The following is a 26,629-nucleotide window of genomic DNA, read 5'->3' as shown; positions in this document are numbered from 1 at the left end:
AATTCCCCGGTTTTTTTATTTATGTCTCTTACGTAGATTCTCAATCACCACCGTCAAATCCAGCTCCTGATCCTGCAGCAGCACCAGCAGGTGATACATCAAATCCGACGCCTCGTTGGTCAGCTCCTCGCGGTCATGCACGGTCGCGGCCAGTGCTGTCTCAACGCCTTCTTCCCCCACCTTTTGCGCAATACGTTTAGTCCCGCTGGCGTACAGCTTAGCCGTATACGAACTTTCAGGATCCGCCGTTTTACGCTCAGCGAGTAACTGTTCCAGCTGATACAGGAACAGCCACTGGTGGCTTGCATCTCCGAAGCAGCTGCTGGTCCCTTTGTGGCAGGTTGGGCCGATCGGATTCGCCAGCACCAGAAGCGTATCGTTATCGCAGTCCGGCGTAATGCTGACTACATTCAGGAAATGGCCAGAGGTTTCCCCTTTGGTCCACAAGCGTTGTTTGGTACGCGAGAAAAAGGTGACCTTGCCGCTGTCGATGGTTTTGGTTAGTGCATCCTGGTTCATATATCCCAGCATCAGCACTTCACCTGAGACGGCATGCTGTACAACCACCGGCAGTAATCCGTCAGTTTTTTCCCAGTCCAGTTGTGCTTGTTGTTGCTCTGTTAACATACCCTGATCTCCACGCCCTGGTCGGCCAGGTACGTTTTTAACTCACCAATATTGATAATCTGTTTGTGGAACACGGAGGCCGCCAGCGCACCGTCAACGTTTGCATCGCGGAAGGCTTCCAGGAAATGTTCCATGGTGCCTGCACCGCCGGAAGCAATCAGCGGTACGTGGCAGACCGCGCGGACTTTTTTCAGCTGCTCCAGGTCGTAACCGTTACGCACGCCGTCCTGGTTCATCATGTTCAGCACAATTTCGCCTGCGCCACGTTTCTGGACTTCCTGCACCCAGTCCAGCGTCTCCCATTGGGTTACGCGGGTCCGGCTTTCGTCGCCGGTGTACTGGTTGACATGGTATTTACCCGTTGCGGCGTCATACCAGGTGTCAATCCCCACGACAATACACTGTACGCCAAAGCGATCGGCCAGACGGGTAATCAGCTCCGGGTCTGCCAAAGCAGGGGAGTTAATGGAAATCTTATCGGCACCAAAGGAGAGGATTTTTGCCGCGTCTTCCGCAGATTTAATCCCGCCTGCCACGCAGAAGGGAATATCAATCACTTCTGCCACGCGCGCCACCCAGCTTTTATCCACGACGCGGCCATCGCTGGAGGCGGTGATATCGTAAAACACCAGCTCATCTGCGCCTTCTTCAGCGTAGCGTTTTGCCAGCGGGACGATATCACCAATGATTTCGTGGTTGCGGAATTGCACGCCTTTCACTACCTGGCCGTCACGTACGTCCAGGCAAGGGATTATCCGTTTTGCCAGCATTGAATCGCCTCCGTCACAGTAAATTTACCTTCCAGCAGGGCCCGGCCCACAATCACGCCCTGTACACCCGTTCCGCGCAGCGCGGCAATATCAGTGATATCACCAATACCGCCCGACGACTGGAAGGCCACCTGCGGATAACGCGCGCAGATTTCTTGATATAAAGAAACGTTAGAGCCTGCCAGCGTGCCGTCGCGGGAGATATCGGTGCACAGCACGTGCTTCAGGCCAACGGGCAGATACCTCTCAACCAGCTCTTCCAGCGTCACCCCGGAATTTTCCTGCCAGCCGCTGACTGCAACCTGCTTGTTACCCTGTTCGTCGATACGAACATCCAGCGCCAGCACCAGCGCGTCAGCGCCAAAGCGGCGGAACCAGGCTTTAACCTTTTCAGGATCGTTAACGGCAGTCGAGCCGACGACCACACGCGCCACGCCAGCGTCCAGCAGCGCCGCAACGTCATCTTCCGTACGCACGCCACCGCCTACCTGGACGGGCACATCCACGCCGGCCACCAGTTTTTTAAGAAGTGGGATTTGACGTTTTGTCGGATCTTTTGCGCCAGTCAAATCCACCAGGTGCAGCACCTGCGCGCCCTGGGCGGCATAATCCTGCAGACGTGGCAAGGGGTCGTTACCGTAGTCGCGTTGCTGCCCGTAATCGCCCTGATGGAGACGGACAACCGTGCCGTCGATTAAATCTAAAGCGGGAATAATCATTACATCTCCAGGAAGTTTTTCAGCAACTGTGCGCCTGCGGCACCCGAACGTTCCGGGTGAAACTGCACGCCGAAGAAGTTATCTTTCTGCACCGCCGCGGTAAATGCTTCGCCGTAATTGCACTGGGCAATGGTGTACGGATTTACCGGCATGGCGTAGCTGTGCACGAAGTAAAAATAGGCCCCGTCTTCAATGCCGCGAAACAGTCTGTCACCGGCTTTGGCATAAACACGGTTCCAGCCCATGTGCGGCAGAGGCAGACCGTGATCGGTCATTTTCGGCACGTCTTCGTCGATAATCCCGAGCAGATCAACACCGTTACTCTCTTCACTGCGTCGGCCCAAGAGCTGCATGCCCAGACAAATTCCCAGCACCGGTTGAGTACAGGCTTTGATGAGACTCACCAGCTCACGCTCGTGGATCTGATCCATCGCCGCCTGCGCTGTCCCTACGCCGGGCAGAAAAAGTTTATCGGCGCGCAGTACGACGTCCGGGTCGCGACTCACGTCCGGCGCATAGCCGTGACGGGCAATTGCCGATTTTACGGAGTTCAGGTTGGCGCATCCGGTATCCAGAATCACCACATTCATTACAGCACTCCTTTCGATGAGGGCAGGGCGTCACCTTCCACACGAATCGCCTGGCGAAGGGTACGGCCAAAGGCTTTGAACAGGCTTTCCACGCGGTGGTGGTCGTTCTTGCCCTTGGTCTTGAGGTGCAACGTCAGGCCCATGGTGTAGGACAATGAACGGAAGAAGTGTTCAACCATTTCGGTGCTGAGGTCGCCCACGCGCTGGTAGGTGAAATCCGCTTTGTATTCCAGGTGTGGGCGCCCGGAGATATCCATTGCGCAGCGCGCCAGGCACTCGTCCATCGGCAGCACAAAACCAAAACGGTTGATGCCGCGTTTGTCGCCGAGCGCCAGCTTCAGCGCTTCACCCAGCGCCAGGCCGGTATCTTCCACAGTGTGGTGATCGTCGATATACAAATCGCCTTTCACGGCGATCTCCATGCGGAAACCACCGTGGGTCGCGATCTGGTCCAGCATATGGTCAAAGAAACCCACACCGGTGTGGATCTTGCTGCCGCCTTCACGATCCAGCCAGACCTTAACGTCGATTTGCGTCTCTTTGGTGTTGCGCTCAACGTGCGAGTAGCGGTCACGCTGGGTCAACTGCTCACCAATTTTTGCCCAGTTAAGGGTGGAACGGTCATAGCGCAGCCCGGAGATACCCATGTTCTCCGCCAGCGTAATATCGGTCATGCGATCGCCAATGACATAGCTATTGGCTTTATCCAGCACGTCATCCGTCAGGTAGCGTTCGACCAGCTTTACCTTCGGCTTGCGGCAGTCACATTCATCGGCAGGCAGGTGTGGGCAGATCAGCACCTCATCAAATTCAACGCCCTGAGAGGTCAGCACCTGCATCATTAGATTATGCGGGCCGTCAAAATCCGCCTGCGGGAAACTGTCGTTACCCAGCCCGTCCTGGTTAGTGATCATCACCAGCTTATAGCCGGCTTTCTGCAGCTTGAGCAGCACCGGGATTACATCGGGTTCAAAAGCCAGTTTGTCGAAACGATCGACCTGAAAATCGGTTGGCGGCTCCGAAATAAGGGTACCGTCACGATCGATAAAGAGGGTCTTCTGGCTCATACTTTCTCCGCTTTCAGGGCGTCAATCACGCGCTGACTCTCTGCACGGGTGCCTACGGTAATACGCAAACAGCCGCTTAAGGATGGTTGTTTATTTTGGTCTCGTAAGATAATGCCCTGATCCCATAAAGATTTAAATACGGCACTCGACGCGGTAAAGCGTACCAGGATGTAGTTGGTTTCAGAGTCGAATACCTGCTCCACGCAGGGAATATCTTTCAGGGCAGTGACCAGATACTGCCGTTCTTCAAGAATTTGTGCCACGCGTTCGCGCATTGCCTTGATCCCCTGAGGGGCCAAAGCCTGCGCCGCAATGTCGGCAACCGGCGTAGAGAGTGGATATGGCGCAATCACTTTCATCAGCAGGTCGATGACTTCTTTATTGGCCAGCGTAAAGCCGCAGCGCAGGCCAGCGAGGGCGAAAGCTTTTGACAGCGTACGCAGTACAACCAGGTGCGGGTACTCCTCGAGCCAGCCAGCCAGCGTCGCCTGCGGGCAGAACTCAATATAGGCTTCGTCAGCCACCACCAGCGCTTTACCGCGCGTCATCTCCAGCAGGGTTCGAATGTCCTGCGGGTTGATAATCTGCCCGGTCGGGTTATTTGGACTGCAGACGAACACCACTTTCACGCCGTCAAGATTATCGGCAATCCCCTGTAGGTCGAGCTGCCAGTCTTCCAGCGAAAGCACGTTACGGCACGCCACGCCAAAGGTTTCTGCACTGACGCTGTACATTCCGTAGGTTGGCTGGCAGTACATCACCGCGTCTTTCCCCGGTTCGCAGAAGGCTCGGATCAGCAGTTCAATGCCTTCATCTGCACCCCGGCTGACCAGCACCTGCTCAGGCTTTACGCCTGCGTACCGGGCGTAATTTTCGATAACCGCTTTCGGCTGGCATTCCGGATAGCGGTTCAGCGTTTGCTGCGACAGCTCGAACTGTACGGCCGTCGGGTATTCGTTAGCGTTCAGCCAGACATCACCGTTGCCACCCAAACGACGAGCAGACTGATAAGGCGTCAGGCGACGGACATTTTCGCGGGCTAATTCTTCAATGCTCATGCTTGCTCCTTCATGGCTGCAACGCGCAGCGTAACGGCGTTTTTGTGGGCGGTCAGACGTTCGGCGGCGGCCAGGGTCTCAATGGTGGAGGCCAGAGAGGCAAACCCCTCGCGGGACAGCTCCTGTACGGTCATGCGTTTCTGGAAATCCGCCAGTCCGAGGCTCGAACAGGTTGATGTATAGCCGTAGGTTGGCAGAACGTGGTTGGTGCCGGAAGCGTAATCGCCGGCGGATTCCGGTGACCAGTCGCCAAGGAAGACCGAACCTGCGCTGGTAATGCTGTCAACCAGATCGCGCGCATTGCGGGTCTGGATAATCAGGTGTTCCGGGCCGTACTGGTTTGAGATGGCAATGCACTGCGCCAGATCGCGCGCCACAATCAGGCGGCTTGCTGAGAGTGCCTGGCGTGCCGTGTCGGCGCGCGGCAGGTCGGCAAGCTGACGTTCAACGGCTTCACCCACGCGTCTTGCCATATCCGCATCCGGCGTAAGCAAAATAACCTGTGAGTCCGGGCCATGTTCTGCCTGGGATAACAGATCGGAGGCGACGAAGTCCGGCGTTGCACCGCTGTCGGCAATCACCAGCACCTCAGAAGGACCGGCAGGCATATCAATTGCGGCACCGTCCAGGCGCTGGCTGACCTGACGCTTTGCTTCGGTCACATATGCGTTGCCCGGGCCAAAAATTTTGTCCACTTTAGGAATGGATTCGGTACCAAACGCCAGCGCGGAAATTGCCTGTGCACCACCCACTTTATACACCGCCTGTACGCCACACAGTTTTGCCGCATAGAGAATTTCATCGGCAATCGGAGGCGGCGAGCACAGTACAACTTTCTGACAACCGGCGATGCGTGCCGGGGTTGCCAGCATTAATACGGTAGAGAACAGCGGGGCGGAACCGCCGGGGATGTAAAGCCCCACCGACGCAACCGGACGCGTGACCTGCTGGCAGCGTACGCCGGGCACGGTTTCCACATCGACCGCCTGCAATATCTGCGCGGTGTGGAAGGTATCAATGTTTTTCACTGCGACGGCCATCGCCTGTTTGATCTCGTCACCGAGGCGGCTTTCCGCGTCCGTGATTTCCTGTTCAGTTACCTTTAAAGCGCCAACCTCGGTTTTATCAAACTTTGCGCTGTATTCCCGCAGCGCATCGTCGCCACGGGCTTTGACGTTATCAAGGATCTCGGCCACGGTGCGGGTAATGCTTTCTGAGGCAGAAATCGCCGGACGCATCAGCAGCGCGCGCTGTTGTTCTTGCGAACAATCGTTCCAGTTGATGATTGTGTTAAAGCTCATGGCCATCACTCCATCATCTTCTCAATTGGCAGCACCAGAATTGAGCTTGCGCCCAGCGCCTTCAGTTTTTCCATGGTCTCCCAGAACAGGGTTTCGCTACTGACCATGTGCATGGCGACGCGCTGCTGGTCACCGGCCAGAGGCAGGATGGTCGGGCGCTCTGCGCCTGGCAGCAGGGCAATGACCTCATCAAGACGTTCGGTTGGCGCGTGCATCATGATGTATTTCGATTCACGGGCCTGAATCACGCCCTGAATACGGGTCAGCAGTTTGTCGATCAGCTGCTGTTTCGCATCGGCCATTTCGCCGTCGCGCTGGATAAGGCACGCTTTGGAGCGGTAAATCACTTCCACTTCGCGCAGACCGTTCGCTTCCAGCGTGGCGCCCGTAGAGACGAGGTCACAGATGGCGTCAGCCAGACCCGCGCGCGGCGCCACCTCAACAGAGCCGTTCAGCAGGCAGGATTTAAACTGCACGCCTTTCTGATCCAGGTAACGTTTTAACAGGTGAGGGTAGGAGGTGGCGATACGCTTGCCGTTCAGCGCGGCCGGGCCGTCCCAGGCTTCATCGACAGGCGTGGCCAGCGACAGGCGGCAGCCGCCGAAGTCCAGACGACGCAGGGTAAAATAGCGTGGATCTTCACCCTGGGCACGGCGGGTAAGGAGCTCTTCTTCCAGCACGTTTTCACCGATGATGCCGAGGTCAACAACGCCATCCATCACGAGGCCGGGAATATCGTCATCACGCACGCGCAGAATGTCGATGGGCATATTTTCAGCCAGGGCAATCAGGCGCTGGGTGTGCAGGTTGATTTTAATCCCGCAGCGGGCGAGCAGTTCGCGTGAATCATCACTCAAACGGCCTGATTTTTGAATAGCTATGCGTAAACGTGAGTTATCTAACATTCTGTTTTCCTCGTTAACCTGTTTTAACCTGTCTGAATTTGGTCCAAAAAAAAGCCCCCGGAAGAAGATCTTCCGGGGGCTTTTTCATGCGTTCATGCACCACTGGAAGATCCAAACGTCTTCCAGCACACATCGCCTGAAAGACTAGTCAGGATGATGGTGATGATGGTGGTGTTTAAATTGAACGCGTGTCATAAAATTCTCGATGAATGCTTATTCATTTGATGTCTTTTAACCTAAACCAGTTGTATGACTGATTGCAAGGGCTTTTTTTGATCATTAATTCATTTCATATTGACGCTATGAATTGTGTGTTCTGCCGGGCTGGCGTAGCCTTAAGAAAGACGAGTAAAAGTCAGGAGAATTCGCATGAAAAAGGTCGCGATTGTCGGTTTAGGTTGGCTGGGAATGCCGCTGGCGATGTCATTAGCCGCAAAAGGCTGGCAGGTGACCGGAAGCAAAACCACGGCGGATGGGGTAGAAGCGGCGCGCATGTGCGGTATTGACGGCGTCGAGCTGCGTCTGGAACCCGAACTGGTGTGTGATGCTGACGATCTGGACACGCTGATGAACGTTGATGCGCTGGTGATTACGTTACCGGCACGGCGCAGTGGCCCGGGCGAATCATTTTATCTGCAGGCGATGCAGGAGATTGTCGACAGCGCGCTGGCGCATCACGTCCCACGCATTATTTTTACCAGCTCAACCTCGGTCTACGGCGATGTTGACGGCGTGGTGAAAGAGACCTCTGAGCGTCATCCCGTTACCGCGAGCGGTAAAGTGCTGAAAGAGCTGGAAGACTGGCTGCATCATCTTCCCGGCACCCAGGTCGATATTGTACGGCTGGCAGGTCTGGTTGGCCCCGGACGACATCCAGGGCGCTTCTTCGCGGGAAAATCCGCGCCAGACGGACAACATGGCGTCAATCTTGTGCATCTTGATGACGTAATTGCCGCAATAGAACTACTCTTACAGGCTCCAAAAGGTGGGCACATCTATAATATATGTGCGCCTTCTCATCCAGCGCGTAGCACGTTTTACCCGCTGATGGCACGCCAGCTGGGTCTGGTTCCGCCTGTTTTTGGTGAAGCAAAGGACGAAAGTAAAGGCAAAATTGTTGATGGCAATCGCATTTGTCATGAGCTGGGGTTTGAGTATCAATATCCCGATCCGCTGGTGATGCCGATGGAATAAGTTTCTCAGCGGAAACGATCGCACACCGGAAGGGGGCGAACATGAAACCGCTGCTGGATGTTCTTATTATTCTGGATGCACTGGAAAAAGAGGGGAGCTTTGCCGCTGCTTCGGCAAAGCTCTTCAAAACCCCGTCGGCGCTGAGCTATACCGTTCATAAACTGGAAAGCGATCTTAATATCCAGATCCTCGATCGCTCTGGTCACCGCGCCCGTTTTACCCGTACCGGGCAGATGCTGCTGGAGAAGGGGCGCGACGTCCTGCATACCGTTCGCGAACTGGAAAAACAGGCCGTCAAACTGCACCAGGGATGGGAGAACGAACTGGTCATCGGCGTTGATGATACTTTTCCGTTTTCTCTTCTGACGCCGCTGATTGAGGAGTTCTATCAGCACCACAGCGTAACCCGATTAATCTTCATTAATGGCGTGCTGGGCGATTCATGGGATGCCTTAACTCAGGGCAGGGCAGATATTTTTGTCGGTGCGCTGCATGAACCGCCCCAGTTAAGCGATTTCGGTTTCGCCCGGCTGGGTGTGCTGGAGCAGGTTTTCGCCGTCGCGCCACACCATCCGCTCGCGCAGGAGCCGGAACCCCTTAACCGGCGCACGATTAAAGGCTACCGCGCCATTGTGGTCGGTGACAGCTCGCGTCCCGACTGTGCGGCCTCCACGCAGTTGCTTGATGAGCAGGAGGCGATCACGGTGTTCGACTATAAAACCAAGCTGGAGCTGCAAATCAGTGGCCTGGGGTGCGGCTATTTACCCCGCTATCTGGCGCAGCGGTTTTTAGACAGCGGTGCGCTTGTTGAAAAACAGGTGCTTGCACAAAGCAGCAATGAATCGGTGTGGGTCGGCTGGAATGAACAAACTGCGGGGCTGGCAAGTGCCTGGTGGCGGGACGAAATTTTAGCAAATAGTGCTATTGCTGCCGTTTACTCGCAAAGCAGCGTCGAGAAATCAGCCAGTTAGAAAAAAGAAAATCGCCCCGGGCGTTGCAAAGTATTGCCTTTTGTATCCGATGTGGGGCAAAATGCGCCGCTGCAACCAAATGAATAATCGACGATATAAAAGGCGTCGGTTATTTTTTTTTGCACGTATGAAACGAAACTAAAAACCAAGAGGCCGGGCTTCGTACCGGATAGATATTTACTAAAATCCGACAGTTGTTGTCGCTGAGGAATACAGAAATGGGGCAATTTTTCGCTTACGTGGCGGTTATCACCGTAAAGGAGAATAACTATGTCGCATAACGCAACTCCAAACACCTCTCGCGTGGAATTACGTAAAACCCTTACGTTAGTTCCGGTTGTTATGATGGGCCTTGCCTATATGCAGCCAATGACGCTGTTCGATACATTCGGTATCGTATCAGGCCTCACAGACGGTCATGTGCCGACGGCTTACGCCTTCGCACTGATTGCGATCCTCTTTACCGCGCTGAGCTACGGTAAACTGGTCCGTCGCTATCCGTCTGCCGGTTCCGCCTACACCTACGCCCAGAAATCCATCAGCCCGACCGTTGGCTTTATGGTGGGCTGGTCTTCGCTGCTCGACTATCTGTTCGCGCCGATGATCAACATTCTGCTGGCTAAAATTTATTTTGAAGCACTGGTGCCGTCGATCCCTTCGTGGATGTTCGTCGTGGCGCTGGTGGCCTTTATGACGGCGTTCAACCTGCGCAGCATCAAGTCCGTTGCGAACTTTAACTCCGTTATTGTTGTGCTTCAGGTCATCCTGATTGCCGTGATTCTGGGCATGGTTATCTTTGGTGTCTTCCACGGTGAAGGTGCAGGTACCCTGGCGAGCAGCAAGCCTTTCTGGTCTGGTGATGCGCATGTGATCCCGATGATTACCGGGGCAACCATTCTGTGCTTCTCCTTTACCGGTTTTGACGGCATCAGCAACCTGTCTGAAGAGACCAAGGACGCAGAGCGTGTTATCCCGCGTGCTATCTTCCTGACGGCGCTGATTGGTGGTCTGATCTTTATCTTTGCGACCTACTTCCTGCAGCTGTACTTCCCGGATATCTCTCGCTTTAAGGATCCGGATGCCTCTCAGCCAGAAATTATGCTCTACGTGGCGGGTAAAGCGTTCCAGGTTGGCGCGTTGATCTTCTCCACCATCACGGTACTGGCATCCGGCATGGCCGCGCACGCAGGCGTTGCACGTCTGATGTATGTAATGGGTCGTGACGGCGTATTCCCGAAAAGCTTCTTCGGCTACGTTCACCCAACCTGGCGTACGCCGGCGATGAACATCATCCTGGTCGGCGCTATTGCTCTGCTGGCGATTAACTTTGACCTGGTGATGGCAACTGCGCTGATTAACTTCGGTGCGCTGGTGGCGTTCACCTTTGTTAACCTGTCGGTTATTTCTCAGTTCTGGATCCGTGAAAAGCGTAATAAAACGCTGAAAGACCACTTCCAGTATCTGTTCCTGCCGATGTGTGGTGCGCTGACCGTGGGTGCGCTGTGGGTTAACCTGGAAGAGAGTTCCATGGTGCTTGGCCTGATTTGGGCGGGTATCGGCCTGGTTTACCTGGCGTGCGTCACGAAGAGCTTCCGTAACCCGGTTCCTCAGTATGAAGACGTTGCGTAAGAACTAAGTAAAAAAAAACCGGAGACCATCGCCTCCGGTTTTTTTTCGCCCAAAATCTGTCAGACGATTTCCTGCGCATACTGATACAGCGCTTTTAACAGCGCCTGCTTTTCAGCATTTCCTTCATACTGGCTATACAGCATCTCCAGCTCCTGCGCGTAGCTCTGCAGAAACTCCGGTGTAAACACATGACGACGATGCTGAAGCCAGCGCGCCTGTTCGGTTTCATCCAGCGTTCCAGGATAGTTGCGCGCGCGATAATTAAACATCAGTTTTTCGATACGTGCGTCCGCGAAGGTAATATCCAGCGCGGGTAAGTTACGCGGTTCGGTTTGCAGAACAATATTCATTGCCGCACGGTCTGCGTCGCTGAAAAAGCCGTTGTACAGCTGCGCATCGACGTTGTCTGACGGAACAAAGGGTTCGGCTTCGGCAAAGATCGCCACCGCTTTCTCACGCACCTGCGGGTTTTCACGCAGCACCTTGAGGTTATCCAGGCAACGCTGACGGTTAATCCCCAGCCTGTCGGCATCCTCTGCGCGCAGCGTATTGGCCTGGGCCAGGACCGGACATTTATTGATATGGACCAGTTTGACCGGCACCGCGGGCAGATCGCCGAGTTCATCTTTCGGGGTATAGAGCCGTTCGCGCAGCGTATCGCTGTCGAGATCGAGCAGCGGTGTAATATCACCGGCTAAATCCACCATAATCACGGCATTACGGTTATCCGGATGCCAGGCCAGCGGTGCGACCCAACTGGTATTGCCGCGCCAGGCGCCAAACATACCGGAGATATGCACCAGCGGTTTCATCTGCGGCACATCAATCAGCGTGGTGAGTTTCTGCTTGCTGCGGTGGGTCAGCAGATAGTCAAACAGCCGTGGCTGAGCGGCTTTTACCAGCTTTGCCATAGCAATGGTGGCGTAGACATCGGCCATCGCATCGTGGGCATTACTGTGCTCAATACCGTTTGCACGCGTCAGGTGTTCCAGTCTGAAGCTCGGCAGCCCTTCATCATTCTCAGGCCAGTTGATGCCTTCCGGGCGCAGCGCATAGCAGGCACGCATAATGTCGAGCAAATCCCAGCGCGAGTTGCGGTTCTGCCAGCTCCAGGCATAAGGATCGTAGAAGTTGCGGTAGAAGATATTGCGCGTCACTTCGTCATCGAAACGGATGTTGTTGTAACCGACCACGCAGGTATTCGGGACGGTGAACAGGTCGTGAATGCGCCGGGCGAATGCGGCCTCGTTCACGCCTTTGTCCCGGGCTTCCTGTGGGGTGATCCCGGTGACCATTACCGCGCCGGGCTGGGGCAGGTAGTCATCGGCCGGCTTACAGTAAAAGACCTCAGGCTCGCCAATGATGTTGAATTCATCGTCGGTACGGATGGCCGCAAACTGTGCCGGTCTATCCAGCGCCGGGTGGGTGCCAAAGGTTTCGTAGTCGTGGAACAAAAATGTAGGGCGCGCGGCTGAATCAGACACCAGTAATACCATCCTGTTAAAAAATGACGTCTCTATGGTAAACGATCGTGCAGGTCAGTCCGAATAAAAAGCGCCATCACCGTGCAAATTTGCGAGGCCGCTTCAGCGTAAAATCTGCTTTCTGTCACATTTTTTTGCAATTAAGCCAGGTAACGACAACAGAACTCCCGTAAAAAGGTCATCGATTTTTAATGACCTGAGGATATACCGTTGAAACGCCGTCTGTTTATTGCTGTTTCTTTACTCGCTTCGAGTGTCTCTTCTGCCTTCGCGGCCGATCCGCTGGATTTTTCGCCGCAGCCTCCGGCCATTCAGGCGGGCTCCTGGGTGCTAATGGATTACACGACTGGTCAGATCTTAACGGCGGGCAACGAACATCAACAACGTAATCCGGCGAGCCTGACCAAGCTGATGACGGGCTACGTTGTCGATCGGGCCATCGACAGCCACCGCATTACCCCGGATGACATCGTTACCGTTGGCCGCGACGCGTGGGCAAAAGGGAACCCGGTGTTTGAAGGATCGTCGCTGATGTTCCTGAAAGAGGGCGATCGCGTCTCGGTGCGTGACCTGAGCCGTGGACTGATTGTGGATTCCGGTAACGACGCCTGCGTGGCGCTGGCGGATCACGTAGCGGGTGGTCAGCCGCAGTTTGTGAAGATGATGAACGACTATGTACAAAAGCTGAACCTGCGCGATACCCACTTTGAAACCGTCCACGGTCTGGACGCGCCGGGCCAGCACAGCTCTGCCTATGACCTGGCCGTGCTCTCCCGGGCTATCATTCACGGCGAGCCAGAGTTCTACCATATGTACAGCGAAAAGAGCCTTACCTGGAACGGGATCACCCAGCAAAACCGTAACGGCCTGCTGTGGGATAAAACCATGAACGTTGATGGCCTGAAAACGGGGCACACGTCGGGAGCGGGCTTTAACCTGATTGCGTCAGCGGTTGACGGTCAGCGTCGTTTAATCGCGGTGGTGATGGGCGCTGACAGCCCGAAAGGGCGTGAGGAACAGGCCCGGAAGCTGCTGCACTGGGGGCAGCAGAACTTTGATACGGTGCAGATCCTGCATAACGGCAAAAAAGTGGGAACAGAGCGTATCTGGTACGGCGATAAAGAGCAGGTGGAACTGGGCACCGACCAGGATTTCTGGCTGGCCTTGCCTAAAACAGAAGTTCCTAACATCAAAGCCAAGTACGTGCTGGATAAAAAAGAGCTGGAAGCGCCGATTGCGGCTCATCAGCGGGTAGGGGAAATCCAGCTTTACGATCGTGACAAAGTCGTGGCGCACTGGCCGCTGGTGACGCTCGAAGCGGTGAATAAAGGCGGCCTCTTCTCCCGTCTGAGCGATTATCTGCATCACACGCTGTAACGGCCTGCGTTAAAGCTCATGAGCAGACTGGCGCGGTTGCGAGTCTGCTCACATAATAAACACTCCTCGTTTGCTGAACAGTTAAAACCTGCTTTATAGTGTATAAATATACAGTAATAAAAGGAGGCAGCATGGACTACAGCATCAAGCAGCAACAGAAACGTAAAATCGCCGGCTTTCATCTGGTCGGGCCGTGGGACAAAACGGTAAAACAGGGCTTCGAACAGTTAGTCATGTGGGTGGATGGACGTCACATTCAGCCGCTGGAGTGGGTTGCGGTTTACTACGATAATCCGGACGAGGTCCCGGCAGAAAAATTGCGCTGTGACACGGCCGTAACGGTACCGGACGATTTTGTCATTCCTGAAAACAGCGAAGGCGTCATGATGACGGAAATCGCCGCTGGAGAGTATGCGGTGGCGACGGCGCGCGTTGAAAACCATGACTTCGCGACCCCATGGAACCAGTTCTTTAATTCCCTCTTGCAGGACAACAGCTACCAGATGGCCCCTAAACCCTGCTTCGAGCGCTACCTTAATGATGGTAACGCGGACGGTTACTGGGACATCGAAATGTATATTGGTGTAGAGCACAAAGCCGGTTAAGCCTGGTTATTACAGGGTTTTTCAGCCGGGTGTGATCCGCCCGGCTGAAAACACAGTACAATTGTGATTTGCCCTGTAGCTGGAGAGCGGGTGTGCGTCCCGACAAATCATTAACCCCTTTTGAAATTCGTCTGTACAAACACTACCGCGTGGTACATGGGTGCCGTATCGCGCTGGCCTTTGTGTTGACGTTTGTGCTGGTTCGTTTGCTGGATGTTCCTGAGGGAACATGGCCGCTTATCACGCTGGTGGTCGTGATGGGGCCTATTTCGTTCTGGGGGAACGTTGTTCCACGCGCCTTCGAGCGCATTGGCGGTACCGTTTTAGGCTCTGCCCTGGGGCTTATCGCGCTGAAGCTTGAGCTTATCTCGTTTCCGGTTATGTTGATCTGGTGCGGTGCCGCGATGTTCCTTTGCGGCTGGCTGGCTTTAGGCAAAAGGCCCTATCAGGCGCTGCTGATTGGTATCACGCTGTCGGTGGTGGTCGGTGCACCGGCGGGGGATATGACGACTGCCCTGTGGCGAAGCGGGGACGTTATCCTCGGCTCACTGCTGGCTATGCTCTTTACCGGCATCTGGCCACAGCGTGCTTTTCTGCACTGGCGTATTCAGATGGCTAACTATGTCACCGCATTCAACCGTGTCTATCAGGCCGGATTTTCCCCTAACCTGGTTGAACGTCCCCGGCTGGAAAAACATCTGCAAACGATCCTCAACGATGTGGTCAGGATGCGCGGGCTGATTACCCCGGCCAGCAAAGAAACCCATATCCAGAAATCCATTTTCGAAGCCATTCAGACGGTAAGCCGCAATCTGGTATGCATGCTTGAGTTGCAAATCAACGCGCACTGGGCTTCTCGTCCCAGCCACCTTTTAATGCTCAACGCCCATACCTTAAAAGAGACGCAGCAGATGACGCAGCAAACGCTGTTGACCATCGCCCACGCGCTTTATGAAGGTAACCCGCAGCCCATCCTGGCGAACAGTGAACGTCTGAATGAGATCGTTGCGGAGCTGAAGCAGTTAATGAATGAGCGTCAGAGCGATAACGTTGCGGAAACGCCTATTCATGGTTATGTCTGGCTGAGTATGGAGCTGGCGCGGCAGCTGGAGCTACTGTCGCATCTCATTTGCCGGGCGCTGCGCAAATAAAGAGCAGCTATCTCCATATGTGACGCCTGCTGCTTCGATTCAGCATCAATTGGGGTTATGATAGCTTTAAACGATATACTCATTGTCATTCGCAGCCGCTGTCAGTAAGGTTATTGTTACAACGGTTGCTTTAACGAATCCGAATCTCACATTATCAGGGGTGTAAAAATGGAAACTACCAAGCCTTCGTTCCAGGATGTTCTGGAATTCGTCCGCCTGTTCCGCCGCAAAAACAAACTGCAGCGTGAAATCCAGGACGTTGAGAAGAAGATCCGTGACAACCAGAAACGTGTCCTGCTGCTCGATAACCTGAGCGACTACATCAAGCCAGGCATGAGCGTTGAGGCTATTCAGGGCATCATCGCCAGCATGAAGAGCGACTACGAAGACCGCGTTGATGACTACATCATCAAAAACGCTGAGCTGTCTAAAGAACGCCGTGATATCTCCAAGAAACTGAAAGTAATGGGCGAAATCAAAAACGGTGAAGCCAAAAGCGAGTAATCGCCGATGAATACAAAAAAGGCTCTCTGGTGACAGAGAGCCTTTTTTATTACGCAGTACGCGGCTGTAGCTGATAAATCCAGGCGTTGACCTGTTTTCCATGCGGCGTGGTCACATTGACCTCAACCCGATCGTAGCCGTCTTCAAATTCGTCCAGCATTGGCCAGTGTGCACTCAGGCTATCAGAGATAAACAGAAAGCCCTCCACGCGTGGGCCGTCCGGATGCAGCACTATCCCCGGAAAATCTGCCGCCGCGCCCCAGCCACGTTCGTAAAACGTCCCGGTGACAAAACCGGCCTGCCATTCGCCACCGATGTTTTCAAGAATATGTGCATTCGCGTGACCCGGGCGTAGCGTGCCGTAGACAAACAGAGCGTTCATTTTCCCTCACCAGCAAAGCAAAAAGCCTGCTATAAAAGCAGGCTTTTTAAATTTGGCTCCTCTGACTGGACTCGAACCAGTGACATACGGATTAACAGTCCGCCGTTCTACCGACTGAACTACAGAGGAATCGTTGTGGAGGCTTATCTTAGCGGCGAAAAAAGTTTTGTCAAACCTGATCTTAGCGATTAGCGATCGATTGATGATTCTGTCGACAGTTTGTTGTAAATCCACACATCTTTTTATGGAAAATACTTTGCAGGTTTAGCATTTCTCCCCCATCATTTGAAATGGAGTTTCAACTTTCTCGTTAAGGTCCATTTTGAACGTCACTGCCCCTCTACGCCAGGTGATTATGCGCACGCCATGGTATGCAAAGCGTAAAAGCTATCGTGTTCTGTTCTGGCGTGAAATCACCCCCCTTGCCGTGCCTATTTTCCTGGAAAACACCTGCGTTCTGTTGATGGGGGTGCTGAGTACCTTCCTGGTCAGCTGGCTGGGTAAAGAGGCGATGGCCGGTGTCGGGCTGGCGGACAGCTTTAACATGGTGGTTATTTCTTTTTTTGCCGCCATTGACCTCGGGACGACGGTTGTCGTCGCCTTTAGCCTCGGTAAGCTCGATCCTAAACGTGCGCGCGAGGCTGCCCGACAGTCGCTGATGATCATGACCATTTTCTCGATCGTGCTGGCGGCGGTGATCCACTATTTCGGCAGGGAAATTATCGATTTTGTCGCCGGTGAGGCCACAAATGAGGTTAAAGACCTCGCGCTGACCTACCTGGAAATGACGGTCCTGAGTTATCCGGCTGCAGCCATCGCGCTGATTGGCAGCGGCGCGCTGCGCGGGGCGGGCAACACCAAAATTCCGTTGCTGATAAACGGCGGGATGAACATCCTGAATATCATTATCAGCAGCGTGCTGATCTACGGCGTCTTCTCCTGGGACGGGCTCGGGTTCGTGGGTGCCGGGCTGGGGTTAACGATTTCACGTTATATCGGCGCGGCCGCCATTCTCGGGGTGCTGATGGCGGGGATCACGCCGTCACTGCGCCTTACGCTGAAGAGCTATTTCCGCCCCTTTAACTTCGCCATTATCTGGGAAGTGATGGGAATTGGTATTCCCGCCAGTATTGAATCCGTGTTGTTTAACGGGGGCAAGCTGTTGACGCAAATGTTTGTCGCCGGGATGGGGACTGACGTTATCGCCGGTAACTTTATTGCCTTCTCCATCGCCTCCCTGATAAACCTGCCGGGCAACGCCCTCGGTTCGGCGTCGACCATCATCACTGGTAAACGGCTGGGGAAAGGGCAGATAGGGCAGGCGGAACGGCAGTTGCGGCACGTCTTCTGGCTGTCAACCATTGGCCTGACGCTGATCGCCTGGGGAAGCGCCCCCTTTGCCGGGCTTATGGCCTCTTTTTATACCCACGAAGATGATGTCAAAGAGGTCGTTAAGATCCTGATCTGGCTGAACGCGGCCTTTATGCCCATCTGGGCGGCTTCATGGGTTCTGCCTGCCGGGCTGAAAGGGGCACGCGATGCACGCTTCGCGATGTGGGTGTCGATGCTCGGCATGTGGGGTTGCCGTGTGGTGGTGGGTTACACGCTCGGGGTCATGCTTGGCATGGGGGTAGTCGGCGTCTGGCTGGGGATGTTCCTTGACTGGGCGGTGCGTGGGGCGTTGTTCTACTGGCGTATGGTCAGTGGGCGCTGGCTCTGGAAATACCCGCGAATAAAACAGGAACCAACGACCACAGAATCAACAGAATGCCTGACAAATGCGCGAAGTGGAGAATAATTCGGCAAACAGTCAGAAATATGCATTCTGCCTTTGACATCATCGGGGAGCATCGATAATATGCGCCCCGTTCACACGATTCCTCTGTAGTTCAGTCGGTAGAACGGCGGACTGTTAATCCGTATGTCACTGGTTCGAGTCCAGTCAGAGGAGCCAAATTTAAAAAGCCTGCTTTTATAGCAGGCTTTTTGCTTTTCTGCGTTCTGAAAAAGTCCGATGCGACGGGCTTACAGCCGGGTCAGGCGAAACCGCCGCCCGGCATCCACCTGATATTTCTAGTGGTTAACCCCAACCGGCATCGTCGCCTCAAGCAACCATTGCCGCGCGTCGCTGTCGACCAACGGTAACAGGGCCTCACGCACCTGCTGATGATACTCATCCAGCCACTGTTTTTCCTGTTCGTTCAACAGCTGTAACTCGACCTGGCTCAGGTCGATCGGGATCAGCGTCAGTGAGGAAAACGTGCAGAATCCCGGACGGCTTTCGACTATCTCCACCTGGTTTTCAATGCGGATCCCATGGCTGTCCGCCAGATAATATCCAGGCTCGATAGTCATGATGGTGCCGGCCACCAGGGGCCACGGGTTAACCTTTTTGGCGAGACGATGCGGGTTCTCATGGATAAGCAACTGATGTCCTACGCCATGCCCTGTCCCGTGATCGTAATCCAGCCCCATTTCCCACAACGGGCGACGCGCGAAGGCATCAAGCTGATGGCCCTGGCTGCCGGAGGGAAACTGTAAGGTTATCAACGACAGGAACCCTCTCAGTACGGCGGTGTAGTGCAACTTCTGCTGTGACGGCACGCTACCCCATGCCAGCGTACGCGTGGCGTCAGTGGTGCCGTTATGGTACTGACCGCCGGAATCATTAAGGTAAAAATGATGATGACCGATGGACTTATTGCTGGCTTCGCTTGAGTGATAGTGGCACATCGCCGCATTACTGGAGGAGGCGGAGATGGTGGCAAAACTTTGCTCAATAAATCCAGGCTGCTGTTTACGGAACGCAAGCTGCTGCGCCTGCGCTTCCAGCTCCGTCAGCGGTTTTCCCGCCGCCTCACGCAGGGGGACTTCACGGCTTAGCCAGGCCAGGAAATTTACCCAGGCAGCACCGTCCTGGTGATGACACTCGCGGTACCCGGCAAGTTCGACCGGGTTTTTAGTGGCTTTCATCAGAGTGATGGGATCGGTTCGCCAGGCTATTTCGCCCTCTGGCTCAATGGCAAAGCGCAGGGCGACCGGCGCGGAATCGGCATCAACCATCACCCGCTTACCTTGTGACAGGCGCTGACAGCGTTCGATAAAGGCATCCTGTGGCGCAATCCTGAACGCGTTTCTCACGCTCTCGGGTAGCTCGCTAAGCTTATTGTCGTTAACAAACCACTCCACGCTACCGTCACGGTCAAGAAGGGCAAAGGAGAGGGGAACAGGACTGGATGGAATGTCGGCGCCACGCACGTTCAACAGCCAGGCGATGTTATCCGGCAGAGTCACGGCCAGATAATCGGCATCGTGTGCGGCCAGCACGGCGGCAACGCGCTGGCGTTTGGCGAGGCTGCTTTCGCCACTGACCTCCACCGGCATTTCTCGAATACGTCCCGCCGGCGCGGCAGGGCGATCGTGCCATAAGGTATCAAACGGCGACTTACTGAGCGGAACCAGTTCACAGGGTGTTGCAGACAGTTGCCCGAACTCCGTATTGGTCATCAGCAGTGCTTCAAACCCAATACGCATGCCGGCCCCGGCGTTGGCTGTGAGCCATTCGGCCAGCGGTTCATTGTGCAGATGGTGGATTTCAATTTCATCCATATTGACCTGAAGGCGAGCCTGAACCTGATAGCGGCCATCGACAAACAGCAGGGCTGTGTTTTTCAGTATCAGCGCCAGACCTGCGGAGCCATCAAAGCCTGTCAGCCAGGCCAGCTTTTCATCGTACGGCGCGCAATACTCACTCTGCCAGGCATCCGCGCGCGGCACGATCATGCCATCAAGATTGTTTTCCTGTAGCCATCGGCGCAGGGCCGATAAGCGTGATGGGGTGTGCATGGTTATTCCTTGTTCTGGTTAGCGGAATGGCGGCTCGTTGAAGGTACGTAATTTACGGGAATGCAGCCTGTCACCTTCCGCACGCAGTAAATCAATGGCGCGAATGCCGATTTGCAGATGTTCGGAGATAGCCCCTTCATAGAAACGGTTGGCCTGACCCGGAAGCTTAATTTCGCCGTGCAGCGGTTTGTCGGAAACGCACAGCAGCGTGCCGTAAGGGACACGGAAGCGATATCCCTGTGCGGCGATGGTGGCGCTTTCCATATCAATCGCGACGGCACGGCTGAGATTGAAACGCAGCGCGGAGGCGGAGTAACGCAGTTCCCAGTTGCGGTCATCCGTCGTCACTACCGTACCGGTACGCAGACGCTGTTTAACTTCTTCACCCGGCATACCGCTCACCTCTTTGGTGGCGTCATACAGCGCACGCTGCACTTCGGCGATGCTCGGGATAGGAATATCCGGTGGAAGCACAGCGTCAAGCACATGGTCATCACGCAGATAGGCGTGTGCCAGCACGTAGTCGCCAATCAGTTGGCTTTCACGCAGGCCGCCGCAGTGTCCAATCATCAGCCACACGTCCGGGCGCAATACCGCCAGATGGTCGCAGATGGTTTTGGCATTTGACGGACCAACCCCGATGTTAATTAAGGTGATCCCCTGGCCGTCAGCGGTGATCAGGTGCCAGGCAGGCATCTGGTGTTTTTTCCACGCCAGGTCGGAGATGGCCTGCTCGGGTGCCTCGGTTTCCGCGGTGATCCAGATCCCGCCGGCGCAGGACAGCGCGATGTAAGGGCTATCCGGGTCGAGGATCTGGCTACAGCCCCAACGGACAAACTCGTCGACATAGCGGGTGTAGTTGGTAAACAGTACAAAGGGCTGGAAATGGTCGACGGGCGTCCCGGTGTAGTGACGCAGGCGCGCCAGAGAGAAATCCACGCGGCGGGCATCAAAGTGCGACAGCGGTGAAAATTCTGCCGGGTGGTAGATACCATCCGCCGTCTCATCGCCAATCTGCGACAGCTCGGTGGTCGGGAAATGGCGCGTCAGCCCCGCGCTCATGGAGCGGTCAAGGGTTAATGCTGAACCGTCAATCACATACGGATACGGGATCTCATGCTGTGAAGGTTCAACGGCAATGTGCGCGCCGTAATCCTGATACAACAGCGTGAGTTGCTCTTCAAGATAAGGGCGGAACAGTGCAGGGCGGGTGACGGTGGTGCTGTAGCAGCCGGAGTGGGTAAAGCGTGCGTAGGCGCGCGTTTTCGGCGTGTTAGTCGCGCTGCCGTCCCAGGTGACGGAAAGCGATGGATAAACAAAAAGGCCCTTACTTCTGGCCTTTTCGTCGGGGAGTTTCCCTGTTTCGATATACTCACTGATGGCGCTGCGCAGCGCGTTGACGGACTGTTCATACAGTGCATCGAGTTTTTCCAGTGCCTGAGCCGGGGTCAGGCTGGAGCCCTTATTATTCATCTCTGTCTCCTTGTTCCACAGGTGTGCGACTCTACCCGATAGTATGTCACACGCCTGTGAAACAAAAGTGAGATCAGGTGTGGCTCGTCTCTTTCATCAATAGCGCCGTCGCTGCTGACAGCAGGCAACCGGCCAGCAGATAAAGTGCCACACTATGCCAGTTGCCGCCGGAGAAGGTCACCAGCGCGGCGGCAATAAATGGCGTAAACCCGCCGCCGACCACGCTTGCCACCTGATAGCCTACGCCCGCGCCGCTGTAGCGATAGCTCGCCCCGAACAGTTCGGTAAACATGGGCTGCTGCACGCAGACCACCATATCGTGGGCGATGTTAGCGAGCATGATGGCAAAGAAGACAATCCAGAAGATCGACTGTGCCTCCAGTGCCATGAAGAACGGCCAGGCGCTGAGGGTGCCAATCAGCGCCCCGGTGATATAGACGCGACGGCGACCAAACCTGTCCGCCAGCCAGGCGAAGCAGGGGATAGTCAGGCAGCTGATCCCGCCGACCAGCAGGCCAATGTTCAGGAACAGCTCGCGGGGCAGACCGAGATTTTGCGTTGAATAATTGAGGGCAAAGGCGGTCACGATATACATCGTCAGCAGTTCGCACAGGCGCAGGGCGATAATTTTCAGAAAAGCGCCAGGATGCCGGACAAGCGCTTCCATCACTGGAAGCCGTTTTCTGGCAACGGGCGGTTCTTGCCGCTGTTGTTCGAACTCAGCAGATTCCTCCATGCCGTTGCGGATCCACAGTGCAGCGACAACCAGCACGATGCTGAAGATAAACGGAATGCGCCAGCCCCAGCTCAGGAATTGTTCATCGGTGGTGAAGTGGCTCATCAGCGACACCAGCCCGGTGGAGAGCAGCAGACCTACGCCATAGCCCACCTGCACGCCGCTGCTGTAAAACGCTTTCTTGTTCTTCGGGGCACTCTCAACGGATAACAGCGCCGCGCCACCCCATTCGCCGCCTACCGCGAAGCCCTGAATGGCGCGCAGCGTAACCAGCAGCACCGGCGCCCACCAGCCAATGGTGGAAAATGAAGGGAGAACGCCAATCAGCGCGGTGGCGATGCCCATCATCCAGACGGTGAGCATCAGCATGCGTTTGCGTCCGAGACGGTCACCGAAGTGGCCGAAGATCACTCCGCCCAGTGGACGAAACAGGAAGCCGACGCCAAAGGTGGCAAACGCGGCGAGCGTACCCATTGCCGGGCTAATCTGGGGGAAGAATTCGCGGTTAAACACCAGCGCGGCAGTAATGCCGTAAAGCAGAAAATCATACCAGTCGACGACGGCACCCGCGAAGCTGCCGAGGGCTGCGCGGCGGGCACGATTGAGCGAAGGTGTCTCCTCGTTGGGATGTGTGGAGGTGAGAGTGGAGTCCATAGTTGTCCTGTCTGCACGTATTTCTAATTATTGGTATAAGAAAAGGTCACTCACATAGCCACCGTCATATAAACGGAACGTATGAGACTACCGCGCCAGGGCGCGTGTGCAAACTGATTTTATTTCCTGATGGGTAATGCAAAGTGGCTACGCTATGCTTAGCAAATCGAGGTGCGACTGAGGAAGGGAATATGTGTCGTATAAATGTGTTGAGTTGTCTTGCTGCATTACTTATCAGCCAGAGCGTTCAGGCGGTAAGTTATCCTTTACCGCCGACAGGCAGTCGGCTGGTGGGCACTTCGCAAACCATTACCGTGCCGGATCACAATACGCTACCGCTCGAAGCGTTTGCCGCGCAATACGGGCAGGGTCTGAGCAATATGCTGGAAGCGAACCCGGGCGTGGATCCTTTTTTGCCTAAATCCGGTACGCGACTGGTGATACCCCAGCAGCTGATTTTGCCTGACACCGTCCGCGAGGGAATTATCGTTAATGCGGCAGAAATGCGCCTCTACTATTACCCACCGGGAAGTAACACTGTTGAAGTGTTACCCATCGGCATTGGTCAGGCCGGGCGCGAAACCCCGCGAAACTGGGTCACAGCGGTAGAACGTAAGCAGGAAGGCCCCACCTGGTCTCCTACGCCGAATACGCGACGCGCCTATGCGGCAGAGGGGAAAACGCTGCCTGCATTCGTGCCCGCCGGGCCCGATAACCCAATGGGACTGTATGCGATTTATATTGGCAGGCTGTATGCCATTCACGGGACAAACTCCAATTTTGGCATCGGACTGCGGGTGAGCCAGGGTTGTATTCGTCTGCGCAATAACGACATTAAATATCTTTTCGATAACGTCCCGGTAGGCACCCGTGTGCAGCTTATCGATCAGCCCGTTAAAGTGACGACAGAGCCGGACGGCAGCCGCTGGGTTGAGGTGCATGAACCGCTATCACGGAACCGGGCGGAATTTGAATCGACCCGGAAAGTGCCTTTGCCGATATCTGCCTCGCTGCGAACCGAGCTTGTCAACGAGGGGGCGGGCGCGGAACTGGAACGTCGGTCAGGGATGCCGGTTAAGCTCGGCAACTGAGGGCAATTTTACCTGCCGCAGAAAAGCAAAAAGCCTGCTATAAAAGCAGGCTTTTCAAATTTGGCTCCTCTGACTGGACTCGAACCAGTGACATACGGATTAACAGTCCGCCGTTCTACCGACTGAACTACAGAGGAATCGTGTGAACGGGGCGCATATTATCGACGTCAGCCGGCCTTGTCAAAGGGTGGATCAACGCCTTTTGATCGTTTGCTGACAAAATCAGCAAAATGGCGTTTTTGACGCCGGAATGCACCGTAATGGTGCGCGCATACCCCTAATGGGGCAGATCATAAACTGCTGTTTCAGTAATAAAACCGCTGCTTATGATTAGCTTTCCTTATTTTCAGCCGCTTAGCGACAAATCAGACCTCTTCGTAAAACTGGCATTCATATTGCAAAACCCTATCAACAATGAAAAGCCAGTACCGGCACAGCATTTCGAACAGGGGGCAAAATGAACTTAAGACGACTGAAATACTTCGTAAAAATCGTCGATATCGGCAGCCTGACTCAAGCGGCGGAAGTGCTGCATATCGCGCAGCCTGCGCTGAGCCAGCAGGTGGCTACTCTGGAAGGCGAGATGGATCAGCAGCTGTTGATCCGCACCAAACGTGGCGTGACGCCAACGGAAGCAGGCAAAATCCTTTATACCCATGCGCGCACCATCCTTCGCCAGTGCGAACAGGCGCAGCTGGCGGTGAATAACGTGGGCCAGACGCTGAGCGGCCACGTATCCATTGGGCTGGCTCCGGGAACGGCCGCGTCCTCTATTACCATGCCGCTGCTGCAGGCCGTCCGCGCAGAGCTGCCAGAAGTACTGGTTTACCTGCATGAGAACAGCGGTTCTGTGCTGAATGACAAACTTCTTAGCGGCCAGCTGGATATGGCGGTGCTGTACGACCGCTCACCGGTGGCCGGGATCACCAGCCAGCCGCTGCTGAAAGAAGATCTCTACCTTGTGGGCACCCGCGACTGTCCGGGGCAGAGCGTCGATCTGACGGCCGTAGCAGAAATGAATCTTTTCCTGCCACGTGACTACAGCGCGGTGCGCGTGCGTGTGGATGAAGCGTTCTCCCTGCGCCGCCTGACGGCAAAAATTATCGGTGAAATTGATTCCATCTCCACGCTAACCGCCGCTATAGCCAGCGGTATGGGTGTGACCGTCCTGCCTGAATCCGCAGCACGTTCGCTGTGCAGCGCGGCAAACGGCTGGATGGCGCGCATCACCACGCCTTCGATGAGCTTACCGCTGTCGCTGAATATGTCCGCGCGCGGATCGCTGTCACCTCAGGCGCAGGCGGTAAAAGAGATTCTGATGTCGCTGGTCAGCAAACCGTCTCTGGAGAACCGTGAGCTGCAGCTGGTGAGTTGATATTCCATAAAAGCATAAGATGCTGGTTTTTATTATTTGTTCTGCAGGTCGGCTGACTCTAACAATAGCGTTATGTCAGATGCGCCGGAGTGAATCGTGAATTTCCAGCAACTTAAAATTATCCGTGAGGCGGCCAGGCGGGACTACAACCTGACCGAGGTCGCCAATATGCTTTATACCTCTCAGTCCGGCGTCAGTCGCCATATCCGCGAGCTGGAAGAAGAACTGGGTATAGAGATTTTTATCCGCCGCGGCAAGCGTCTGCTTGGCATGACGGAGCCGGGAAAAGCCTTGTTGACCATCGCTGAGCGGATCCTCAACGAGGCCAGCAATGTGCGTCGCCTGGCGGATCTCTTTACCAATGACGCCTCGGGCGTCCTCACTATCGCCACCACCCACACCCAGGCGCGTTACAGCCTGCCGCCGGTGATTAAAGCCTTCCGTGAACTTTTCCCTGACGTCCGTCTGGAGCTTATCCAGGGCACACCGCAGGAAATTGACGTGCTGTTGCAAAACGGTGGGGCAGATATCGGCATTGCCAGTGAACGCCTGAGCAACGATCCGCTGCTGGTGGCTTTCCCGTGGTTTCGCTGGTACCACAGTCTGTTACTTCCCGTCGACCATCCGCTGAATCAGGTTACGCCCCTGACGCTGGAAGATATCGCGAAATGGCCACTGATTACCTATCGGCAGGGTATTACCGGACGCTCGCGCATTGATGAAGCCTTTAACCGCAAAGGCTTAACGCCGGATGTGGTGCTGAGTGCACAGGACTCTGATGTGATCAAAACCTACGTCGAGTTGGGGCTGGGCATTGGTCTGGTGGCGGAACAGTCCGGTGGTGAACGCGAGACGGAGAACCTGGTACGACTGGATACGCGTCATCTCTTTGATGCCAATACCGTATGGCTCGGCCTGAAGCGTGGACAACTGCAGCGCAACTATGTGTGGCGCTTTATCGAACTCTGCAACGCCGGGCTGTCCGTGGATGAGATTAAACGTCAGGTGATGGAGCCAGAAGAAGTGGCGATTGATTATCAGATTTAAGCCCCTTATAGCACCCGTCCCCGTCGACAAGAAGCACAAGCCTGCAATTAAAGCAGGCTTTTTTATTGAAACC

25 protein-coding genes, 3 tRNA genes, 1 pseudogene and 1 other annotated feature are annotated in these 26,629 nt (G+C 55.0%); of the genes and pseudogenes, 13 read left to right on the top strand and 16 right to left on the bottom strand.

All coding sequences use genetic code 11. From position 1 onward, the window contains the following. Nucleotides 1-15 precede the first annotated feature (15 nt). From hisIE to hisL, 9 genes are all read right to left on the bottom strand, one after another. Nucleotides 16-627: a bifunctional phosphoribosyl-AMP cyclohydrolase/phosphoribosyl-ATP diphosphatase HisIE gene (gene hisIE, locus HV242_RS14530; protein WP_044868269.1), complete on the bottom strand. Its 612-nt coding sequence runs from the start codon at nucleotides 625-627 to the stop codon at nucleotides 16-18. Next, entirely contained in the window at nucleotides 621-1,397 is a 777-nt protein-coding gene (gene hisF, locus HV242_RS14525; protein ID WP_014170794.1) for an imidazole glycerol phosphate synthase subunit HisF, read from the bottom strand. The genes hisIE and hisF overlap by 7 nt, the downstream gene beginning before the upstream one ends. Next, on the bottom strand, nucleotides 1,379-2,116 hold the full coding sequence (gene hisA / locus HV242_RS14520; RefSeq protein ID WP_014170793.1) for a 1-(5-phosphoribosyl)-5-[(5-phosphoribosylamino)methylideneamino]imidazole-4-carboxamide isomerase: 738 nt from the start codon (nucleotides 2,114-2,116) through the stop codon (nucleotides 1,379-1,381). The genes hisF and hisA overlap by 19 nt, the downstream gene beginning before the upstream one ends. Next, the gene (hisH, locus tag HV242_RS14515) at nucleotides 2,116-2,706 is read right to left on the bottom strand and encodes an imidazole glycerol phosphate synthase subunit HisH (RefSeq protein ID WP_020883288.1); all 591 of its coding nucleotides are present in this window, start codon (nucleotides 2,704-2,706) and stop codon (nucleotides 2,116-2,118) included. Before hisH ends, hisA begins: the two co-directional genes overlap by 1 nt. Further along, nucleotides 2,706-3,773, bottom strand: a complete 1,068-nt coding sequence (hisB, locus tag HV242_RS14510) for a bifunctional histidinol-phosphatase/imidazoleglycerol-phosphate dehydratase HisB (protein ID WP_181616735.1) — start codon at nucleotides 3,771-3,773, stop codon at nucleotides 2,706-2,708. The genes hisH and hisB overlap by 1 nt, the downstream gene beginning before the upstream one ends. After that, entirely contained in the window at nucleotides 3,770-4,831 is a 1,062-nt protein-coding gene (gene hisC, locus HV242_RS14505) for a histidinol-phosphate transaminase (protein WP_032678504.1), read from the bottom strand. Before hisC ends, hisB begins: the two co-directional genes overlap by 4 nt. Beyond that, on the bottom strand, nucleotides 4,828-6,132 hold the full coding sequence (gene hisD, locus HV242_RS14500; RefSeq protein WP_050737183.1) for a histidinol dehydrogenase: 1,305 nt from the start codon (nucleotides 6,130-6,132) through the stop codon (nucleotides 4,828-4,830). The genes hisC and hisD overlap by 4 nt, the downstream gene beginning before the upstream one ends. Before the next feature lie 5 nt (nucleotides 6,133-6,137). Continuing rightward, entirely contained in the window at nucleotides 6,138-7,037 is a 900-nt protein-coding gene (hisG, locus tag HV242_RS14495) for an ATP phosphoribosyltransferase (protein ID WP_000886595.1), read from the bottom strand. Between the two features lie 45 nt (nucleotides 7,038-7,082). After that, nucleotides 7,083-7,206: a sequence feature (His leader region), on the bottom strand. Beyond that, nucleotides 7,182-7,232 (bottom strand): his operon leader peptide, encoded by a 51-nt coding sequence (gene hisL, locus HV242_RS14490; RefSeq protein WP_001364200.1) that lies wholly within the window; start codon nucleotides 7,230-7,232, stop codon nucleotides 7,182-7,184. Its footprint overlaps the feature before it by 25 nt. Nucleotides 7,233-7,406: 174 nt before the next feature. Here hisL and HV242_RS14485 point away from each other — a divergent pair, with 174 nt between their 5' ends. The 4 genes from HV242_RS14485 to plaP all read left to right on the top strand — a co-directional run bounded on the left by HV242_RS14485 (nucleotide 7,407) and on the right by plaP (nucleotide 10,831). Continuing rightward, complete coding sequence (locus HV242_RS14485; RefSeq protein WP_014170788.1) at nucleotides 7,407-8,231, top strand: SDR family oxidoreductase; 825 nt, start codon at nucleotides 7,407-7,409, stop codon at nucleotides 8,229-8,231. A 41-nt stretch (nucleotides 8,232-8,272) separates the two neighbouring features. Beyond that, the gene (locus HV242_RS14480; RefSeq protein WP_050737038.1) at nucleotides 8,273-9,202 is read left to right on the top strand and encodes a LysR substrate-binding domain-containing protein; all 930 of its coding nucleotides are present in this window, start codon (nucleotides 8,273-8,275) and stop codon (nucleotides 9,200-9,202) included. A gap of 218 nt (nucleotides 9,203-9,420) precedes the next feature. After that, a complete protein-coding gene (gene yoeI / locus HV242_RS14475; RefSeq protein ID WP_099458931.1) occupies nucleotides 9,421-9,483 on the top strand; it encodes a membrane protein YoeI in 63 nt (20 codons plus the stop codon). Continuing rightward, nucleotides 9,473-10,831 carry a putrescine/proton symporter PlaP gene (plaP, locus tag HV242_RS14470; protein ID WP_014170786.1) on the top strand — a complete coding sequence of 453 codons (1,359 nt, stop codon included), beginning with the start codon at nucleotides 9,473-9,475 and terminating at the stop codon, nucleotides 10,829-10,831. The genes yoeI and plaP overlap by 11 nt, the downstream gene beginning before the upstream one ends. A 59-nt stretch (nucleotides 10,832-10,890) precedes the next feature. Here the strand turns inward: plaP and sbcB are convergent, their stop codons facing one another. Continuing rightward, complete coding sequence (gene sbcB / locus HV242_RS14465) at nucleotides 10,891-12,327, bottom strand: exodeoxyribonuclease I (RefSeq protein WP_153852495.1); 1,437 nt, start codon at nucleotides 12,325-12,327, stop codon at nucleotides 10,891-10,893. Between the two features lie 198 nt (nucleotides 12,328-12,525). Here sbcB and dacD point away from each other — a divergent pair, with 198 nt between their 5' ends. The 4 genes from dacD to HV242_RS14445 all read left to right on the top strand — a co-directional run bounded on the left by dacD (nucleotide 12,526) and on the right by HV242_RS14445 (nucleotide 15,952). Next, nucleotides 12,526-13,692, top strand: a complete 1,167-nt coding sequence (dacD, locus tag HV242_RS14460; RefSeq protein ID WP_014170783.1) for a serine-type D-Ala-D-Ala carboxypeptidase DacD — start codon at nucleotides 12,526-12,528, stop codon at nucleotides 13,690-13,692. Nucleotides 13,693-13,823: 131 nt separating this feature from the next. Continuing rightward, a complete protein-coding gene (sbmC, locus tag HV242_RS14455; RefSeq protein WP_032678501.1) occupies nucleotides 13,824-14,297 on the top strand; it encodes a DNA gyrase inhibitor SbmC in 474 nt (157 codons plus the stop codon). Nucleotides 14,298-14,389: 92 nt separating this feature from the next. Beyond that, nucleotides 14,390-15,448 carry an FUSC family protein gene (locus HV242_RS14450; RefSeq protein ID WP_020883296.1) on the top strand — a complete coding sequence of 353 codons (1,059 nt, stop codon included), beginning with the start codon at nucleotides 14,390-14,392 and terminating at the stop codon, nucleotides 15,446-15,448. Nucleotides 15,449-15,616: 168 nt separating this feature from the next. Further along, on the top strand, nucleotides 15,617-15,952 hold the full coding sequence (locus HV242_RS14445) for a DUF496 family protein (protein ID WP_008499467.1): 336 nt from the start codon (nucleotides 15,617-15,619) through the stop codon (nucleotides 15,950-15,952). Nucleotides 15,953-16,001: 49 nt separating this feature from the next. Here HV242_RS14445 and HV242_RS14440 read toward each other — a convergent pair whose 3' ends face one another. After that, the gene (locus HV242_RS14440) at nucleotides 16,002-16,334 is read right to left on the bottom strand and encodes a gamma-glutamylcyclotransferase family protein (protein ID WP_063858300.1); all 333 of its coding nucleotides are present in this window, start codon (nucleotides 16,332-16,334) and stop codon (nucleotides 16,002-16,004) included. A 53-nt stretch (nucleotides 16,335-16,387) separates the two neighbouring features. Then, nucleotides 16,388-16,463: transfer RNA gene (locus tag HV242_RS14435), tRNA-Asn, on the bottom strand. 161 nt (nucleotides 16,464-16,624) lie between these two features. Here HV242_RS14435 and emmdR point away from each other — a divergent pair. Then, nucleotides 16,625-18,132, top strand: a pseudogene (gene emmdR, locus HV242_RS14430) (multidrug efflux MATE transporter EmmdR). A gap of 80 nt (nucleotides 18,133-18,212) precedes the next feature. Next, nucleotides 18,213-18,288 (top strand) — tRNA-Asn (locus HV242_RS14425). Nucleotides 18,289-18,407: 119 nt separating this feature from the next. Here the strand turns inward: HV242_RS14425 and HV242_RS14420 are convergent. The 3 genes from HV242_RS14420 to shiA all read right to left on the bottom strand — a co-directional run bounded on the left by HV242_RS14420 (nucleotide 18,408) and on the right by shiA (nucleotide 23,043). Further along, complete coding sequence (locus tag HV242_RS14420) at nucleotides 18,408-20,180, bottom strand: aminopeptidase P family protein (RefSeq protein ID WP_063858301.1); 1,773 nt, start codon at nucleotides 20,178-20,180, stop codon at nucleotides 18,408-18,410. Nucleotides 20,181-20,198: 18 nt separating this feature from the next. Further along, nucleotides 20,199-21,653, bottom strand: coding sequence for an AMP nucleosidase (locus tag HV242_RS14415; protein ID WP_014170778.1), 1,455 nt, complete (start codon nucleotides 21,651-21,653; stop codon nucleotides 20,199-20,201). A gap of 73 nt (nucleotides 21,654-21,726) precedes the next feature. Then, nucleotides 21,727-23,043 carry a shikimate transporter gene (gene shiA / locus HV242_RS14410; RefSeq protein ID WP_032680659.1) on the bottom strand — a complete coding sequence of 439 codons (1,317 nt, stop codon included), beginning with the start codon at nucleotides 23,041-23,043 and terminating at the stop codon, nucleotides 21,727-21,729. Between the two features lie 191 nt (nucleotides 23,044-23,234). Between shiA and ldtA the strand changes: the two genes are divergently transcribed. After that, complete coding sequence (gene ldtA / locus HV242_RS14405; RefSeq protein ID WP_063858302.1) at nucleotides 23,235-24,134, top strand: L,D-transpeptidase; 900 nt, start codon at nucleotides 23,235-23,237, stop codon at nucleotides 24,132-24,134. Nucleotides 24,135-24,195: 61 nt separating this feature from the next. Here the strand turns inward: ldtA and HV242_RS14400 are convergent. Further along, nucleotides 24,196-24,271, bottom strand: a tRNA-Asn gene (locus HV242_RS14400). A 320-nt stretch (nucleotides 24,272-24,591) separates the two neighbouring features. On the opposite strand from HV242_RS14400, the gene nac reads away from it, so the two are divergent. Further along, nucleotides 24,592-25,509: a nitrogen assimilation transcriptional regulator NAC gene (nac, locus tag HV242_RS14395; protein ID WP_014170773.1), complete on the top strand. Its 918-nt coding sequence runs from the start codon at nucleotides 24,592-24,594 to the stop codon at nucleotides 25,507-25,509. Nucleotides 25,510-25,605: 96 nt separating this feature from the next. Continuing rightward, a complete protein-coding gene (cbl, locus tag HV242_RS14390) occupies nucleotides 25,606-26,556 on the top strand; it encodes an HTH-type transcriptional regulator Cbl (protein WP_025203722.1) in 951 nt (316 codons plus the stop codon). The last annotated feature ends 73 nt before the right edge of the window (nucleotides 26,557-26,629 follow it).

The organism is Enterobacter sp. RHBSTW-00593, from assembly GCF_013784105.1.
Taxonomy (GTDB): domain Bacteria; phylum Pseudomonadota; class Gammaproteobacteria; order Enterobacterales; family Enterobacteriaceae; genus Enterobacter; species Enterobacter ludwigii.
The sequence above is the reverse complement of the archived record's forward strand: the minus strand, read 5'-3'. Positions and strand labels throughout refer to the sequence as shown.

Excerpts from the sequence above, each read along its gene's own strand:
- ldtA (WP_063858302.1), top strand. The coding sequence starts at position 23,235 with ATGTGTCGTATAAATGTGTTGAGTTGTCTTGCTGCATTACTTATCAGC.
- hisIE (WP_044868269.1), bottom strand. The coding sequence starts at position 627 with ATGTTAACAGAGCAACAACAAGCACAACTGGACTGGGAAAAAACTGAC.
- shiA (WP_032680659.1), bottom strand. The coding sequence starts at position 23,043 with ATGGACTCCACTCTCACCTCCACACATCCCAACGAGGAGACACCTTCG.
- HV242_RS14445 (WP_008499467.1), top strand. The coding sequence starts at position 15,617 with ATGGAAACTACCAAGCCTTCGTTCCAGGATGTTCTGGAATTCGTCCGC.
- hisD (WP_050737183.1), bottom strand. The coding sequence starts at position 6,132 with ATGAGCTTTAACACAATCATCAACTGGAACGATTGTTCGCAAGAACAA.
- hisF (WP_014170794.1), bottom strand. The coding sequence starts at position 1,397 with ATGCTGGCAAAACGGATAATCCCTTGCCTGGACGTACGTGACGGCCAG.
- hisG (WP_000886595.1), bottom strand. The coding sequence starts at position 7,037 with ATGTTAGATAACTCACGTTTACGCATAGCTATTCAAAAATCAGGCCGT.
- plaP (WP_014170786.1), top strand. The coding sequence starts at position 9,473 with ATGTCGCATAACGCAACTCCAAACACCTCTCGCGTGGAATTACGTAAA.
- HV242_RS14480 (WP_050737038.1), top strand. The coding sequence starts at position 8,273 with ATGAAACCGCTGCTGGATGTTCTTATTATTCTGGATGCACTGGAAAAA.
- hisC (WP_032678504.1), bottom strand. The coding sequence starts at position 4,831 with ATGAGCATTGAAGAATTAGCCCGCGAAAATGTCCGTCGCCTGACGCCT.
- sbcB (WP_153852495.1), bottom strand. The coding sequence starts at position 12,327 with ATGGTATTACTGGTGTCTGATTCAGCCGCGCGCCCTACATTTTTGTTC.
- HV242_RS14440 (WP_063858300.1), bottom strand. The coding sequence starts at position 16,334 with ATGAACGCTCTGTTTGTCTACGGCACGCTACGCCCGGGTCACGCGAAT.
- nac (WP_014170773.1), top strand. The coding sequence starts at position 24,592 with ATGAACTTAAGACGACTGAAATACTTCGTAAAAATCGTCGATATCGGC.
- hisA (WP_014170793.1), bottom strand. The coding sequence starts at position 2,116 with ATGATTATTCCCGCTTTAGATTTAATCGACGGCACGGTTGTCCGTCTC.
- HV242_RS14415 (WP_014170778.1), bottom strand. The coding sequence starts at position 21,653 with ATGAATAATAAGGGCTCCAGCCTGACCCCGGCTCAGGCACTGGAAAAA.
- hisB (WP_181616735.1), bottom strand. The coding sequence starts at position 3,773 with ATGAGCCAGAAGACCCTCTTTATCGATCGTGACGGTACCCTTATTTCG.
- sbmC (WP_032678501.1), top strand. The coding sequence starts at position 13,824 with ATGGACTACAGCATCAAGCAGCAACAGAAACGTAAAATCGCCGGCTTT.
- HV242_RS14420 (WP_063858301.1), bottom strand. The coding sequence starts at position 20,180 with ATGCACACCCCATCACGCTTATCGGCCCTGCGCCGATGGCTACAGGAA.
- hisH (WP_020883288.1), bottom strand. The coding sequence starts at position 2,706 with ATGAATGTGGTGATTCTGGATACCGGATGCGCCAACCTGAACTCCGTA.
- HV242_RS14485 (WP_014170788.1), top strand. The coding sequence starts at position 7,407 with ATGAAAAAGGTCGCGATTGTCGGTTTAGGTTGGCTGGGAATGCCGCTG.